Source organism: Shinella zoogloeoides (assembly GCF_020883495.1).
In the GTDB taxonomy this organism is placed as follows: domain Bacteria; phylum Pseudomonadota; class Alphaproteobacteria; order Rhizobiales; family Rhizobiaceae; genus Shinella; species Shinella zoogloeoides.
In genome coordinates this window covers 1,888,909-1,902,682 of sequence record NZ_CP086610.1, presented here as the reverse complement: position 1 = coordinate 1,902,682, position 13,774 = coordinate 1,888,909, and the positions used below count along the sequence as shown (strand labels likewise).

The window sequence follows — 13,774 nt, the reverse complement described above, 5'->3', positions numbered from 1 at the left end:
TCAGTCGTTGCCCGCGTGGCGCATCAGCCGGTCCATGTCGGGCACGGTGACGTGGCGGTTGTTCTCGATGTGGATGACGTTTTCCTTGCGCAGCTTGGTGAACTGCCGGCTGACGGTCTCGATGGTCAGGCCGAGGAAATCGGCGATGTCGGCGCGCGAAAGCGGCAGGTCGAAGGACGACGTATCGACACTTTCCGGGTCGATATGGATGGCGATGAGGTAGAGGAAGCTTGCGACTTTCTCCTGCGCCGTCTTGCGGCCGAGGGTCAGCATCCAGTCGCGCGCCTCGTCCAGCTCCTTCAGCGCCTGCCGGTGCAGCTTGTGCTCCAGCTCGGGCGTCTTCTTGACGAGACGGTCGAGCACGTTGCGCGGGAAGTTGCAGACCTCGCTTTCGGTGGCGGCCTCGGCGGTGATCGCGCTTTCCTCGAGGAAGGGGCGGCCGAGGAAATCGGGAGCGAACTGCAGGCCGACGATCTGCTGGCGGCCGTCCGCCATCACCTTCGTCAGCTTCACCACGCCGCGCATGATGTTGGAATAATTCACGACCGTCTCGCCCTGACCGATCACCTCGGCGCCCGTTTCCAGCCGGTGGCGGAAGGTGTGCTTGTTCAGCTCGGTCAGTTGCTCGGGCGTCAGCGCGCCGCAGACGCCGCCGTGGCGCGCCTCGCAGGCCCGGCAAACCAGCGGAATATCGGAGTTATGGATATCCTGGCGGCGAACTTCCATATCGATTGTCCCTTCCCCTGGCGGCATGACAAAGCCGTGCTACCGCACGCAAACATGAACATAAAGCGTGTCGCCTCGCGGCGAAATAGCGCTTCCTGACTATTGTCAAATCGTAGCGCAGTCCTGACGGCTTTCACTTGATCAAAATCAAATGGCTGGAATCGTTTCGGGGTTATTTCCCTTCCCAGAAGGAGAATCCCATGCAGGACGCACTCGTAAAACGCCTTTCTTCCCCCGTTCCGCGCTATACGAGCTATCCGACGGCGCCGCATTTCGACGAAAGTGTAGGTCCACAGGCCTATCTGCAGGGGTTGGAGGCCTTGGGCGCCGCGAATCGCCTGTCGCTCTACGCGCACATTCCCTATTGCGACCGTCTTTGCTGGTTCTGCGCCTGTCACACCAAGCAGACGCTGCGCTACGAGCCGGTCGAGGCCTATCTGAAAGGGCTTCATGCGGAGATTGCGGCCATTGGCAGCCGCGTGTCTCGCGATGCGCCCGTCACGGCGCTGCATTTCGGCGGCGGTTCGCCCACCTTGCTGCGGCCGGACGACATGGTGGCGTTGAAACGCTGTCTCGACCGGCATTTCGCCTTCTCGCCCGATGCCGAAATCGCGGTGGAGATGGACCCGAACGATCTGGACGAGGCCCGGCACGACGCGCTCGCCGCCATCGGCATGACGCGCGCCAGCCTCGGCATCCAGGATTTCGATCCCAGGGTGCAGACGGCGATCAATCGCATCCAGACCTTCGAGCAGACGCGCGGCGTGGCGGAGGCGGCGAGGGCGAGGGGCGTGCGCTCGGTCAACTGCGACATTCTCTACGGCCTGCCGCACCAGACGATGGAGACGCTGGCGCAGACCGTCCGCGCCGTCGTCTCGCTTGCGCCGGACCGGGTCGCGCTTTTCGGCTATGCCCATGTGCCGTGGATGAAGAAGCACCAGACGATGATAGACGAGGCCGCGCTGCCGGGTGTCGTCGAGCGTTTCGCCCAGATGGCGATGGCGGCGGAGATGCTGGTCGCCGCCGGCTACGAGGCCGTCGGCATCGATCATTTCGCCCTGCCGGCCGACCGGCTCGCCGTCGCCGCGCGGGAAGGCACGCTGCGCCGCAATTTCCAGGGCTATACCGACGACCGGGCGGACGCCCTGATCGGCCTTGGCGCGTCCGCCATCGGCCAGTTGCCGCAGGGCTATTTCCAGAACATGCCGGCGACGGGGGAATATCTGCGCCGGGTGGAGGAGGAGGGCGTCGCGGTCGTGCGCGGCTATGCATTGACGGAGGAGGACCGCGCCCGCGCCTATGTGATCGAGCGCGTCATGTGCGATTTCGGCTTCTCCTTTGCCGATCTTGCCGCCCGCCATCCGGCCTTCGCGCCGGCGATCCGGGCCGAGGCCCGCAGCTTCGCCGCCTCGGACAGGGACGGCCTTGGCCGCATCGAGGGGGATCGGTTCATCCTGACGGCGGCGGGCCGGCCTTTCGCCCGCACGGTGGCGGCGGTCTTCGACGCGCATCTTGCGAGCGGGCGCGGCCGGCATTCCGTCGCGGTCTGATAGCGGGCCGCAGCCATGGTCTTTGCGCAACACAGACGCGCGAGCCATGCAGGTCCCTCATCAACCCCATTGGCAATCGCGTCGGATTTCCATATAGGATCGCCCCAACTATAGATTCATGAGGTATGGGCGTGACTGCTACATTCGACAAGGTTGCCGACATCATTGCTGAAACGAGCGAGATCGATCGCGAGACGATCACGCCGGAAAGCCACACGATCGACGATCTCGGCATCGACAGCCTGGACTTCCTCGACATCGTCTTTGCGATCGACAAGGAATTCGGCATCAAGATCCCGCTGGAAAAGTGGACGCAGGACGTCAACGAAGGCAAGGTCGCGACGGAAGAATACTTCGTCCTGAAGAACCTTTGCGCCAAGATCGACGAACTGCGGGCCGCCAAGGCCTGATCACACGGCGCCCGGCCGCCGCTGGCGGCGCTGTTCCGGACGATCCCGGCGCAAGGGGCTATCGGCCTGCCGTCTTCGGCAGGCCTTTCGGTTTTCGGCGGAGGCATATCCGATGCTGCTAGAATATTTCCAGATGATCGACCGGGTGGAAGCCGTCGACGGCGCGCGCCGCGTGCTGAAAGCGCGTTCCGTGGTCCCGTCCAAAAGCCCGGTCTTCGAGGGCCATTTCCCGGGCATGCCGCTCGTTCCGGGCGTGCTCCTCATCGAGACCATGGCGCAGGCTTCCGGCTTCCTCGTGCTGGCGGCGTCCGATTTCGCGGCCATGCCCTTCCTGATGAGCGTCGACGGCGCGAAGATGCGCACCTTCGTCGAGCCCGATGCGGTGCTCGACATCGAGGCCGTGCTGGAGCATGACGGATCGGGTTATGCCGTGACGAAGACGAAGATTACGTCGGCCGGCAAGAAGGTGTGCGACGCGCAGCTCAAGCTGCGCACCATGCCGTTTGCCGAAGTGCCGCTCGCCGATATCGTGCGCAAGCGCGCGGGCGAGGTGGGTTTGTTCGAGGCGCTGGCAGCGTCTGCTGAAGGGAAGTGAGCATGGCGAAGGCGAAGAACGATGTGGTCATCACCGGCGTCGGTATCGTCACCTGTCACGGTGTCGGGGCCGAGGCCCATGTGCAGATTCTGGGTAGCGCGAAGGCTCCCGAGCTGAAGATCGATACGGAGCGCTTCGCGCCCTATCCGGTCCATCCGATGCCGGAGATCGACTGGAACCAGCAGATCGCCAAGCGCGGCGACCAGCGCCAGATGGAAAACTGGCAGCGTCTCGGCGTCTTCGCCGCGGGCCTGGCGCTGGACGATGCCGGCTTCAAGGACAATGCGGATGCTTGCGGCACGATGGACATGATCGTGGCGGCCGGCGGCGGCGAGCGCGATATCGCCGTCGATTCGCTGATCGTCGACGAGGGCCTGAAGCGCAACGATCGCGAACGCCTGCTCAACGAGAAGCTGACCACGGAACTGCGCCCGACGCTCTTCCTCGCCCAGCTTTCGAACCTGCTCGCCGGCAATATCTCCATCGTTCACAAGGTCACCGGCTCGTCGCGCACCTTCATGGGCGAGGAAGCCGCCGGCATCAGCGCCGTCGAGACCGCCTTCCACCGCATCCGCTCCGGCCAGTCGACGCATACGCTCGTCGGCAGCGCGCTCGTTGCGGAACGACAGGACGTCATCCTGCTTTACGAAGCCATCGGCGCGCATGCGACGGGCGGCTGGACGCCGCTCTGGTCGCGTGATGAAAACGCCGGTGGCGGCATCATCACCGGTTCGGCCGCTGCCTTCCTGATCCTGGAATCCCGTGAACATGCCGAAGCCCGTGGCGCGCGCATCTACGCGACCATCGACGCCATCGGCGGCGACCGCGGCTCGCGCGACGAAGGCCGGCTGGAAGCACGCCTCGAGCGTCTTGCCGAAGGCGCTTCGACCGGCAACGAGACCGTCGTCTTCTCCGGCGCATCCGGCGCACATGATGCGACGGCCCGTGAAAAGGCCTGGCTCGATAAGCGCTTTGCCGGCAGCGCCCTGCGCGGCTACAGCGCCGTCATCGGCCAGTCGCTCGAAGCGCAGTTCCCGCTCGGTCTTGCGCTTGCCGCCCTGACGCTCGGCGCGGGCGTCAAGGTCGCGCCGTTCGATACGGTCGTCGAAGCCGCCATGAGCGCACCCGCCGCAACGGCCGTCGTCACGACGGTCGGCCATTCGCGCGGCGAGGGCGTCGCCATCCTTTCCGCAGAGAAGTGAGGTTCCGGCCATGACGAATGCCGCTTACAGGGATCATCTCGGTCGCCCCATCGTCGCCGTCACCGGCATGGGCGTGGTCACCTCGCTGGGGCAGGGCCTCAAGGACAACTGGGCCGCGCTCACCGGCGGCGTCTCGGGCATCCATGACATCACCCGCTTCCCGGTCGACGGGCTGAACACCCGCATTTCCGGCACGGTCGATTTTATCGACGTTCCGGTCGAAAACCCGGTCGAGCGCTCCTATGCCTATGCCCGCGAGACGACGGACGAGGCGCTGGCGCAGGCCGGTATCTCCGGCGAATTCGGCGGCCCGCTCTTCCTCGCCGCTCCGCCGATCGAGCCGGACTGGCGCGACCGCTTCGCGCTCGCCGACCGTGCGCCGGCCTCGCAGCGCCCGGGCGATGCCTATGATCGCTTCCTCGCCGTTCTGCGCGAGCATCCGAGCGCGGCGCTGCATGAAGCCTGGGCCTTCGGCTCCATCTCCGAGCGGCTTTCCGACCGCTACGGCACGCGCGGCCTGCCGGTGACGCTGTCGACCGCCTGCGCCTCCGGCGCGACGGCGATCCAGCTCGGCGTCGAGGCGATCCGCCAGGGCCGCACCGACCGCGCGCTGACTGTCGGCACCGACGGCTCCGTGACGGCGGAAGCGCTGATCCGCTTCGCGCTGCTCTCGGCGCTCTCCACACAGAACGACCCGCCGACCAAGGCCTCCAAGCCGTTCAGCAAGGACCGCGACGGCTTCGTCATCGCCGAAGGCGCGGCGACGCTGGTGCTGGAATCGCTGGAATCGGCCATTGCCCGCGGCGCCAGGGTGCTCGGCATCCTCAAGGGCTGCGGCGAGAAGGCGGATCATTTCCACCGCACGCGCTCCTCGCCGGATGGCGGCCCCGCCATTGCGACGATCCGCGCGGCGCTGGAAGACGCCGGCATCGACGAGAGCGGCATCGGCTACATCAACGCCCACGGCACCTCGACGCCGGAAAACGACAAGATGGAATATCTCTCCATGTCGACCGTCTTCGGCGACAAGCTGGCGAATATCCCTGTCTCGTCCAACAAGTCGATGATCGGTCACACGCTGACGGCCGCCGGTGCGGTCGAGGCGGTGTTCTCGATCCAGACCATGCTGACCGGCACCCTGCCGCCCACCATCAACTACACGAACCCGGACCCGACGATCCTTCTCGACGTCGTGCCGAACGTGAAGCGCGATGCGCGCGTCACGGCGGTTCTGTCCAACTCCTTCGGCTTCGGCGGCCAGAACGCCAGCCTCGTGATGACGGCCGAACCGGCCTGATAGGAAGTCTACCATGCGCGCCCTCCAGCTTCTCGACGACCGCAAGCTCGAAATCACCGATATCCCGGAACCGGAGGCTCCCGGCCCCGGCGAGGTGACGCTGCGCGTCAAGGCCGTCGCCCTCAACCATATCGACGTCTGGGGCTGGCGCGGCATGGCCTTTGCCAAGCGCAAGATGCCGCTGGTCATCGGCGCGGAAGCCGCCGGCGTCGTGGAAGCGCTCGGCCCGGGCGTTTCCAACGTTCTGCCCGGCCAGCTCGTCTCCATCTACGGCGCACGCACCTGCGGCCTGTGCAAGCCCTGCCGCGAGAAGCGCGACAATCTGTGCGAACATGTCGGCGGCGTCTACGGCTTCCATCTCGACGGCTTCGCGCAGGAGAAGGTGAACCTTCCCGCCCGCCTGCTGGTTCCGGCACCGCCCGGCATCGATGCCGTCGCCGCGGCGCTTGCGCCCGTCACCTTCGGCACGGTCGAGCACATGCTCTTCGACAACGCCAAGCTCGAACCCGGCGAGACGATCCTCGTCCATGCCGGCGGCTCGGGCATCGGCACGGCAGCGATCCAGCTTGCCAAGAAGATCGGCTGCACCGTCATCACCACGGTCGGCTCGAACGACAAGATCGAGAAAGCCAAGGCGCTCGGCGCCGATCACGTCATCAACTACCGCGAAGACCGCTTCGAGGGCGTCGTGCGCAAGCTGACGAAGAAGAAGGGCGTCGACGTCGTCTTCGAACATGTCGGCAAGGACACCTGGGCCGGCTCCATGCTCTGCCTCAAGCGCGGTGGCCGCCTCGTTACCTGCGGCTCCACTTCGGGCGTTTCCACCGACATGAACCTGATGATGCTGTTCCAGCAGCAGCTCAAGCTCCTCGGCTCCTTCGGCTGCCGCATGGAGAACATGGCGGACGCCATGCAGAAGATGGCGCGCGGCATCGTGCATCCGGTCATCGACACGGAAGTCACCTTCGACGGCATCGAGACCGCGCTGGAGCGCATGGAATCGCGCCAGATCTTCGGCAAGATCGTCCTGAAGCTGGATTGATCGCGGTGAAGATGATCGTCACACGCCTCGTCCTGGCGTTCAGGAACCTCAAGCAATGGCTGGTGGCGCAGTTCGCCTTCGGCCTCTTGAACATCCTGAAGCTGCTGCCGGCGGACGGTGCGATCAATTTCGCGGATCGCATGGCGCGCTGGGTCGGCCCGAAGACGCGCCGCCACAAGCTGACGCTGACGAACTTGCGCAATGCCTATCCGGAAAAATCCGAGGCGGAGATCGAGGCCATCGCGCTCGATGCCTGGGGCAATATGGGCCGGCTTGCCGCCGAATATGTCTTCCTCGACAAGCTGTTCGACTTCGATCCGGAGAAGACGGAGCCGGGCCGTATCGAGGTGTCCGGCATTCCGCTCTTCGTGGACCTGCGCGACAATCCGCGCCCCTTCATCGTCTTCACCGCCCATACCGGCAATTTCGAGCTTCTGCCGGTGGCGGGCGCTGCCTTCGGGCTGGATGTGACGGTGCTCTTCCGCCCGCCGAACAATCCCTATGTCGCCGACAAGGTGTTCGAATTCCGCCGCGCGCGCATGGGCGAGCTGGTGCCGTCCCATGCCGGCTCCTCCTTCACGCTCGCCCGCAAACTGGAGGGCGGCGGACCAGTCGGCGTGCTGGTCGACCAGAAGTTCACGCGGGGCCTGCACACCAAATTCTTCGGCCGCGACGTGCAGACCAATCCGCTTCTGGCAAAGCTCGTCCGCCAGTTCGGCTGCGAGGTCTATCCCGCCCGCTGCATTCGCCTGCCGGGCAATCGCTATCGTCTCGAGCTGGAGCCGGCGATGGCGATCCCCCGCAAGGCGAACGGCGCCATCGACGTCGAGGCGACCGCCCAGATGCTAAACGACAAGGTGGAGCAATGGGTGCGGGAATATCCCGGCCAATGGCTGTGGTATCACGACCGCTGGAACATCAAGCATAACCTTAATACTTGAGCATCGATCTTCTTTATTGTTCCTTCAGAATTGAACGCGTTCAATTTTCCTGTTTACGCGCTTTTTCCTGCATTATTGGTTTGACATCTCTTTGGGCGCTGTTACCATTTTGCTAATGTAAACGTTTTTGAGGGCGTGCCTTCAGGAGGGTTCGATCAAAATCTACCGCGCTTCTGAACAGATTAAGTAATATTGTGGTGCAATTGCTGTAGTTCTCAGCAATTAGGGAGCATGAATTGAAAGCTCTTGTAGAGTTGTTCTGGTTTAAGTATTCACAACTCCAGCATGCGGTGAAGGCCGGAAACGAGAATCTCGTCGCCATGCTGGACAGGGAAATCGAGCCGGCGTTGTTGGCCGTGCTGCAGAAGGAGGCGACGGACGCCTCAGAGATCCGTTCCCAGTTCCAGCTCGTGGTGGATCTTCTCCGGGAGGAATCGGAGGACAGGGCTTGCGTGCTCCGGCAGGCGCATAATTTCAAGCTGCTGCTGGACCGCTATTTCGGAACCGAGGCGGCCGCAAGGCCGGTCGCTTCCGCTGCGGCCGAGGTGGCGCGGCCTATGGCTGCCCTGCGCGTCGCGGAAGACGGGCTGCTCAACGAGGCGATCCTCGACAGCCTGCCGGACCGCGTCTTCGTCGTCACGACGCATTACCGATACCTCTACTCCAACCCGCTCAATGCGGAAAGTTTCAGCGAGAAGCCCATCGATCTCGTCGGGCGGCATGTTGCCGAGTTCATCGGCGTGCAGCGTTTCGAGGGCGAGGCGAAGCGGCATCTCGACCGCTGCTTTGCCGGCGAGGTGGTCGAGTTCGACTACATGTCGCCGCGGCGCGGCAACGCCATGACATATTGTCGTATGACGCCGTGCCGGTCGAGCGCGGGCAAGGTGCTCGGCGCCATCCTCGTTCTTCAGGAACGGGTGGAATCGCGCGATCCCATGGCCGCCTGAAACTCAGGAGGCCGGGTTCGCGCCGCGCAGCATGAACTGCTGCTCGAAAGCGATGTGACGCCGGATCGATTCGAAGAAGCCGCGGAGCATGTAGCCCGCGGCTTCCGCGTTCACGGTGCCGTCGCCGCTGCCGAGGCGGTTCAGCGTGTCGGTCAGTTCCTCGGCGAAGCACTCGTCCTCGACATGCTCGAATTTCAGCCGGGCGATGGATTCGGTCAGTTCCCGGTTGTCCGGCCCCTTCGTCTCCAGCATGGGAAACAGGGCCTCCTCCTCATAGCGGTGAATGCCGTTGATGAGGGGGATCAGGGACTTGGCGGCATAGATGCACTTCTGCCGGTTGATGTTGGTCGGCAGGCTGTCGGCGATCTCCTCCAGCGCCGTGCAGAGCGTGAGCTGGGCGTCGTGGGCCTTTTTCAGCCAGTCGAGTGAAACGGCGTCCGTCGGGCGATCCGAAAGCAGCCGGGCGATGCCTGTATAGTCCGTCATATCGTGCTTCCTCGTTGGGGAAGGGGCCGCGGCGTCGCGACGCGCGGCTGCGTCAACCTGTCTCTTGATGCCGCCGGCTTCCGCTTCGTGCCTTGATCCATGTCAAGGAGGGTTTGCGCCGCATCTGCGAAGGCTCAGTCGAGCGTAATGGCCGATTCCGTGCGGGACCGGCCGTCGCGAGAAATCGACGAGTTGGGGGATGCCAACGATGAAATATGTAACGGAAACGATCGTCCTGGCCGTGGGGGCGTTCCTCGCCCTTCTCGGCGCGGCCTTTGCCCAGGACAGGCTCTTCGAGGCCCATATGTGGGTCCTCTTCTTCGTGCTGCTCGCCAGCACGCTCTTCATGGTCCGGCGCGTCTCCTTCGCGCCCGCCGGCCGCGCGCCGGCCGTAGAGGACGACGGCTACTTCGACGAGGTCGTCAAGTACGGCGTCGTCGCGACGGTGTTCTGGGGTGTCACGGGCTTCCTGGTGGGCGTCGTCGTGGCGCTTCAGCTTGCCTTCCCCGATCTCAACATCGAGCCGTGGTTCAACTTCGGCCGCATGCGCCCGCTGCACACTTCGGCGGTGATCTTCGCCTTCGGCGGCAACGCCCTGATCGCGACGTCCTTCTACATCGTGCAGCGCACGTCCCGGGCGCGCCTCTTCGGCGGCAATCTCGGCTGGTTCGTGTTCTGGGGCTATCAGCTCTTCATCGTCATGGCCGCCACCGGCTATCTGCTCGGCATCACGCAGGGCAGGGAATATGCCGAGCCGGAATGGTATGTCGACCTCTGGCTGACGGTCGTCTGGGTCGCCTATCTCGTCGCCTTCCTCGGCACGATCATGACCCGCAAGGAACCGCACATCTACGTGGCGAACTGGTTCTTCCTGGCCTTCATCGTGACGATCGCCATGCTGCACATCGTCAACAACCTGGCGATCCCGGTCTCGTTCCTCGGCGTGAAGAGCTATTCGGCCTTCTCGGGCGTGCAGGATGCGCTGACCCAGTGGTGGTATGGCCATAACGCCGTGGGCTTCTTCCTGACGGCCGGCTTCCTCGGCATGATGTACTACTTCATCCCGAAGCAGGTGAACCGTCCGGTCTATTCCTACCGCCTGTCGATCATCCACTTCTGGGCCCTGATCTTCATGTATATCTGGGCCGGCCCGCACCACCTGCACTTCACGGCTCTGCCCGACTGGGCGCAGACGCTCGGCATGGTCTTCTCGGTCATGCTCTGGATGCCCTCGTGGGGCGGCATGATCAACGGCCTGATGACGCTTTCGGGGGCATGGGACAAGGTCCGCACCGACCCGATCGTGCGCATGCTGGTCATGTCCGTCGCCTTCTACGGCATGGCGACCTTCGAAGGCCCGATGATGTCGATCCGCTCGGTCAATGCGCTCAGCCACTATACGGACTGGACCATCGGTCACGTGCATTCTGGCGCTCTCGGCTGGAACGGCCTCATCACCTTCGGCGCGGTCTACTTCCTCGTTCCGAAGCTGTGGAAGCGCGAGCGGCTCTACTCGATCCGCATGGTCAACTGGCACTTCTGGCTCGCAACCCTCGGCATCGTCGTCTACGCGGCCGTCATGTGGGTGGCCGGCATCCAGCAGGGCCTGATGTGGCGCGAATACGACGAGCAGGGCTTCCTGGTCTACTCGTTCGCCGAAACGGTCGCCGCCATGTTCCCCTATTACACGTTGCGCGCCGTCGGCGGTGGGCTGTTCCTCTTGGGGGCGCTCATCATGGCCTACAACGTGACCATGACAATCCTCGGCTACCAGCGTGACGAGGCCCCGATCCCGGGCGCCGCGCCCACCCTGCAGCCTGCCGAATAGGAGGTGGATCCATGTCCATTCTTGATAAACACGTCCTCCTCGAACGCAATGCGACGCTGCTTCTCGTCGGCTCGCTGCTCGTCGTGGCCATCGGCGGCATCGTCGAGATCGCCCCACTCTTCTACCTCGAGAACACCATCGAGAAGGTGGAGGGCATGCGGCCCTACTCGCCGCTGGAACTGGCCGGCCGCGACATCTATGTCCGCGAGGGCTGCTACGTCTGTCACAGTCAGATGATCCGGCCGTTCCGCGACGAGGTGGAGCGCTACGGGCATTATTCGCTGGCGGCGGAATCGATGTACGACCATCCGTTCCAGTGGGGTTCCAAGCGCACGGGGCCGGACCTTGCCCGCGTCGGCGACCGCTACTCGAACGAATGGCACGTCCAGCACCTGATCGAGCCGCGCTCGATGGTGCCGGAATCGGTGATGCCGAGCTACGCCTTCCTCAAGGAGACGAAGCTGGAGGCGACCAACATCGCCATGCACCTGACGGCCAATCGCGGCGTTGGCGTGCCCTACACCGACGAGATGATCGCCAATGCCGAGGCCGATCTTCGGGCGCAGGCCGACCCGAACGCCGACACGGCCGGCGTCCTGGCCCGCTATCCGAAGGCCAAGCTCGGCGATTTCGACGGCGATCCGACGAAGCTCACCGAAATGGATGCGCTCGTGGCCTATCTGCAGATGCTCGGCACGCTGGTGGACTTCTCCACCTATGACGATGCCGCCGGCTACCGCTGAGGAGGGACCCATGGAAACCTATACCGCCATGCGTCACTTCGCCGATAGCTGGGGTCTGCTCGCCATGACGCTGTTCTTCCTGGCCGTCGTTCTCTTCACCCTCCGCCCCGGCGCCCGCAAGGCCGCCGAACGGGCCGCCGAAATCCCTCTCAAGGAGGACTGATCATGGCCGAGAAGCATATTGACGAAATCTCGGGCGTCGAAACCACCGGCCACGAATGGGACGGCATCCGCGAACTGAACAACCCGATGCCGCGCTGGTGGGTCTGGACGTTCTACGCCACGATCCTCTGGGCCATCGGCTATATCGTCGCTTTTCCGGCCTTGCCGATGATCACCGATGCGACCAAGGGCATGCTCGGCTGGTCGAGCCGGCAGAATGTCGCGGTCGAGCTTGCCGACGCCAAGGCGGCGCAGGCCGGCTTCGTCGACAGGATCGCCACGGCGTCGCTGCAGGAGATTCTTGCCGATCCGCAGCTTTCGCAGTTTGCGATTGCCGGCGGCGCCTCGGCCTTCAAGGTCAACTGCGCACAGTGCCATGGATCGGGCGCGGCCGGCGCGCCGGGCTTCCCGAACCTCAACGACGACGACTGGGTCTGGGGCGGCACGGTGGACGATATCTTCCAGACGATCGCCCACGGCATCCGCCATGCGGGCGACGACGAGACCCGCGTTTCGGAAATGCCGGCCTTCGCCGACATGCTCCAGCCGGAGGAGATCAAGCAGGTCGCAGCCTATGTCGTCAGCCTGACCGGCACGCCGTCCGACGCCGCGCTGGTCGAACCCGGCAAGCAGATCTTCGCCGACAACTGCGCGTCGTGCCATGGCGAGGACGCCAAGGGCATGCGCGATATGGGCGCTCCCAACCTTGCCGACGCCATCTGGCTGAAGGGCGAGGGCGAGGCGGCCATCGCCGCTCAGGTCCGCGCCCCCAAGCACGGCGTCATGCCCGCATGGCTGCCCCGTCTCGGCGAACCCACGGTCAAGCAGCTTGCCGTCTTCGTCCATTCGCTGGGCGGCGGGGAATAACGGCCAATGCTCGAATGGAAAGGGCCGCGCCTTGCGCGGCCCTTTTTATTTGTCGCTCCAGACCGCAAGCTCGTAGCCATCCGGGTCGGCGAACTGGAAGCGCCGGCCGCCGGGAAAGGCGAAGATCGGCTTGACGATCCTGCCGCCGGCCGTTTCCACGCGGGCGAGGGTGTCTTCCAGATCGTCGGCAAAGAGGATGACGAGCGGCCCGCCGGCGGCGTTGACCGGCGCGAGCGTCGTGAAACCGCCGGTGAGGCGTCCGTCCTGGAATTCGCAATATTCCGGGCCGTAGTCGGTGAAGGTCCAGCCGAAGGCGCCGCCGTAGAAGGCCTTGCTCTTCGCGATATCCGCGACGTTGAATTCGATATAGTCGATCTTGCGATCCGCGCCCTTGCCGCTCATTCCCGTGTCTCCCTTTCTTCCATCAATCCTGCCAGCGCATCGAGGTCGCGCGCCACATGCGCGGCGTCCGATTCGAAGGCCGCATCGTCCATATCCGGTTGCCGCAGCAGCGTGAACATCACCTCCGCGCCGTCGCCGTTGGGCACGACGCGCAGCGCGTTGTCCACATGCCGGCCGTCGGGCAGCGTCACCCGATGGTCGATGACACCGAAATCGTTCGCCGGTGCAAAGCGCACGCGGACCTTGCCGACCGGCCCGCCATCGGCGATCCAGTCCTCGCCGTCGCGCGTCAGCCCGGATGCGAGGCCCGAGGCCCAGCGCGGCATGTTCTGCGGCTGCGCGGCGAAATCGTAGAGCATGCGCCAGTCGCACCGCACCGAGCGGTGGATGATGCGGGCGGGAAGGGGGGCCATGGCTGTCTCCTTTCCCCGACAATAGAAGAGCGCGTGGCATATGTCGAACAAAAAGAGAACATGCGCGGCAGGCGAATCCGTGCGGCAACCCGCCACGCCTCGCTCCGCCGAAAACTTGACGTAGATCAACGATAGCGGCCTCGCTTGGCGTCATTGTGCCGGC

16 protein-coding genes are annotated in these 13,774 nt (G+C 64.4%); 12 read left to right on the top strand and 4 right to left on the bottom strand.

The window, feature by feature from the left end; genetic code table 11:
• The gene (locus K8M09_RS09575; RefSeq protein WP_160784509.1) at positions 1-726 is read right to left on the bottom strand and encodes a Crp/Fnr family transcriptional regulator; all 726 of its coding nucleotides are present in this window, start codon (positions 724-726) and stop codon (positions 1-3) included.
• 200 nt (positions 727-926) lie between these two features.
• Here K8M09_RS09575 and hemN point away from each other — a divergent pair, with 200 nt between their 5' ends.
• From hemN to K8M09_RS09535, 8 genes are all read left to right on the top strand, one after another.
• Entirely contained in the window at positions 927-2,276 is a 1,350-nt protein-coding gene (gene hemN, locus K8M09_RS09570) for an oxygen-independent coproporphyrinogen III oxidase (RefSeq protein WP_160784508.1), read from the top strand.
• A 125-nt stretch (positions 2,277-2,401) separates the two neighbouring features.
• The gene (locus tag K8M09_RS09565) at positions 2,402-2,686 is read left to right on the top strand and encodes an acyl carrier protein (RefSeq protein ID WP_119256117.1); all 285 of its coding nucleotides are present in this window, start codon (positions 2,402-2,404) and stop codon (positions 2,684-2,686) included.
• Between the two features lie 112 nt (positions 2,687-2,798).
• Positions 2,799-3,281, top strand: coding sequence for a 3-hydroxyacyl-ACP dehydratase FabZ family protein (locus K8M09_RS09560; protein ID WP_119256118.1), 483 nt, complete (start codon positions 2,799-2,801; stop codon positions 3,279-3,281).
• Positions 3,282-3,283: 2 nt separating this feature from the next.
• Entirely contained in the window at positions 3,284-4,483 is a 1,200-nt protein-coding gene (locus K8M09_RS09555; protein WP_160784507.1) for a beta-ketoacyl-ACP synthase, read from the top strand.
• A 10-nt stretch (positions 4,484-4,493) separates the two neighbouring features.
• Positions 4,494-5,780 (top strand): beta-ketoacyl-ACP synthase, encoded by a 1,287-nt coding sequence (locus K8M09_RS09550; RefSeq protein ID WP_160784506.1) that lies wholly within the window; start codon positions 4,494-4,496, stop codon positions 5,778-5,780.
• 13 nt (positions 5,781-5,793) lie between these two features.
• The gene (locus K8M09_RS09545) at positions 5,794-6,822 is read left to right on the top strand and encodes a zinc-binding dehydrogenase (RefSeq protein ID WP_160784505.1); all 1,029 of its coding nucleotides are present in this window, start codon (positions 5,794-5,796) and stop codon (positions 6,820-6,822) included.
• 11 nt (positions 6,823-6,833) lie between these two features.
• Positions 6,834-7,763 carry a lipid A biosynthesis lauroyl acyltransferase gene (locus K8M09_RS09540; RefSeq protein ID WP_160784597.1) on the top strand — a complete coding sequence of 310 codons (930 nt, stop codon included), beginning with the start codon at positions 6,834-6,836 and terminating at the stop codon, positions 7,761-7,763.
• A gap of 236 nt (positions 7,764-7,999) precedes the next feature.
• On the top strand, positions 8,000-8,710 hold the full coding sequence (locus tag K8M09_RS09535; RefSeq protein ID WP_160784504.1) for a PAS domain-containing protein: 711 nt from the start codon (positions 8,000-8,002) through the stop codon (positions 8,708-8,710).
• A 3-nt stretch (positions 8,711-8,713) separates the two neighbouring features.
• On the opposite strand, the gene K8M09_RS09530 is transcribed toward K8M09_RS09535, so the two are convergent.
• On the bottom strand, positions 8,714-9,196 hold the full coding sequence (locus K8M09_RS09530) for a hemerythrin domain-containing protein (RefSeq protein WP_160784503.1): 483 nt from the start codon (positions 9,194-9,196) through the stop codon (positions 8,714-8,716).
• A 208-nt stretch (positions 9,197-9,404) separates the two neighbouring features.
• Here K8M09_RS09530 and ccoN point away from each other — a divergent pair, with 208 nt between their 5' ends.
• From ccoN to ccoP, 4 genes are read left to right on the top strand one after another with little or no spacing between them, the layout of a single operon-like run.
• Positions 9,405-11,024, top strand: a complete 1,620-nt coding sequence (ccoN, locus tag K8M09_RS09525) for a cytochrome-c oxidase, cbb3-type subunit I (RefSeq protein WP_160784502.1) — start codon at positions 9,405-9,407, stop codon at positions 11,022-11,024.
• Positions 11,025-11,035: 11 nt separating this feature from the next.
• A complete protein-coding gene (gene ccoO, locus K8M09_RS09520) occupies positions 11,036-11,767 on the top strand; it encodes a cytochrome-c oxidase, cbb3-type subunit II (RefSeq protein WP_160784501.1) in 732 nt (243 codons plus the stop codon).
• Between the two features lie 10 nt (positions 11,768-11,777).
• Entirely contained in the window at positions 11,778-11,930 is a 153-nt protein-coding gene (locus K8M09_RS09515) for a cbb3-type cytochrome c oxidase subunit 3 (RefSeq protein ID WP_160784500.1), read from the top strand.
• A 2-nt stretch (positions 11,931-11,932) separates the two neighbouring features.
• Positions 11,933-12,796 carry a cytochrome-c oxidase, cbb3-type subunit III gene (ccoP, locus tag K8M09_RS09510; protein ID WP_160784499.1) on the top strand — a complete coding sequence of 288 codons (864 nt, stop codon included), beginning with the start codon at positions 11,933-11,935 and terminating at the stop codon, positions 12,794-12,796.
• A 45-nt stretch (positions 12,797-12,841) separates the two neighbouring features.
• Here the strand turns inward: ccoP and K8M09_RS09505 are convergent, their stop codons facing one another.
• On the bottom strand, positions 12,842-13,198 hold the full coding sequence (locus K8M09_RS09505; RefSeq protein WP_160784498.1) for a VOC family protein: 357 nt from the start codon (positions 13,196-13,198) through the stop codon (positions 12,842-12,844).
• Positions 13,195-13,611, bottom strand: a complete 417-nt coding sequence (locus tag K8M09_RS09500) for an SRPBCC family protein (RefSeq protein WP_160784497.1) — start codon at positions 13,609-13,611, stop codon at positions 13,195-13,197. Before K8M09_RS09500 ends, K8M09_RS09505 begins: the two co-directional genes overlap by 4 nt.
• Positions 13,612-13,774 lie beyond the last annotated feature (163 nt).

What these genes read in the sequence shown, in the direction of transcription:
- K8M09_RS09545 (WP_160784505.1), top strand. Translation starts at nt 5,794, where the DNA reads ATGCGCGCCCTCCAGCTTCTCGACGACCGCAAGCTCGAAATCACCGAT.
- K8M09_RS09530 (WP_160784503.1), bottom strand. Translation starts at nt 9,196, where the DNA reads ATGACGGACTATACAGGCATCGCCCGGCTGCTTTCGGATCGCCCGACG.
- K8M09_RS09575 (WP_160784509.1), bottom strand. Translation starts at nt 726, where the DNA reads ATGGAAGTTCGCCGCCAGGATATCCATAACTCCGATATTCCGCTGGTT.
- hemN (WP_160784508.1), top strand. Translation starts at nt 927, where the DNA reads ATGCAGGACGCACTCGTAAAACGCCTTTCTTCCCCCGTTCCGCGCTAT.
- K8M09_RS09505 (WP_160784498.1), bottom strand. Translation starts at nt 13,198, where the DNA reads ATGAGCGGCAAGGGCGCGGATCGCAAGATCGACTATATCGAATTCAAC.
- K8M09_RS09515 (WP_160784500.1), top strand. Translation starts at nt 11,778, where the DNA reads ATGGAAACCTATACCGCCATGCGTCACTTCGCCGATAGCTGGGGTCTG.
- K8M09_RS09550 (WP_160784506.1), top strand. Translation starts at nt 4,494, where the DNA reads ATGACGAATGCCGCTTACAGGGATCATCTCGGTCGCCCCATCGTCGCC.
- K8M09_RS09560 (WP_119256118.1), top strand. Translation starts at nt 2,799, where the DNA reads ATGCTGCTAGAATATTTCCAGATGATCGACCGGGTGGAAGCCGTCGAC.
- K8M09_RS09540 (WP_160784597.1), top strand. Translation starts at nt 6,834, where the DNA reads ATGATCGTCACACGCCTCGTCCTGGCGTTCAGGAACCTCAAGCAATGG.
- K8M09_RS09555 (WP_160784507.1), top strand. Translation starts at nt 3,284, where the DNA reads ATGGCGAAGGCGAAGAACGATGTGGTCATCACCGGCGTCGGTATCGTC.
- ccoO (WP_160784501.1), top strand. Translation starts at nt 11,036, where the DNA reads ATGTCCATTCTTGATAAACACGTCCTCCTCGAACGCAATGCGACGCTG.
- K8M09_RS09565 (WP_119256117.1), top strand. Translation starts at nt 2,402, where the DNA reads ATGGGCGTGACTGCTACATTCGACAAGGTTGCCGACATCATTGCTGAA.
- K8M09_RS09500 (WP_160784497.1), bottom strand. Translation starts at nt 13,611, where the DNA reads ATGGCCCCCCTTCCCGCCCGCATCATCCACCGCTCGGTGCGGTGCGAC.
- ccoN (WP_160784502.1), top strand. Translation starts at nt 9,405, where the DNA reads ATGAAATATGTAACGGAAACGATCGTCCTGGCCGTGGGGGCGTTCCTC.
- ccoP (WP_160784499.1), top strand. Translation starts at nt 11,933, where the DNA reads ATGGCCGAGAAGCATATTGACGAAATCTCGGGCGTCGAAACCACCGGC.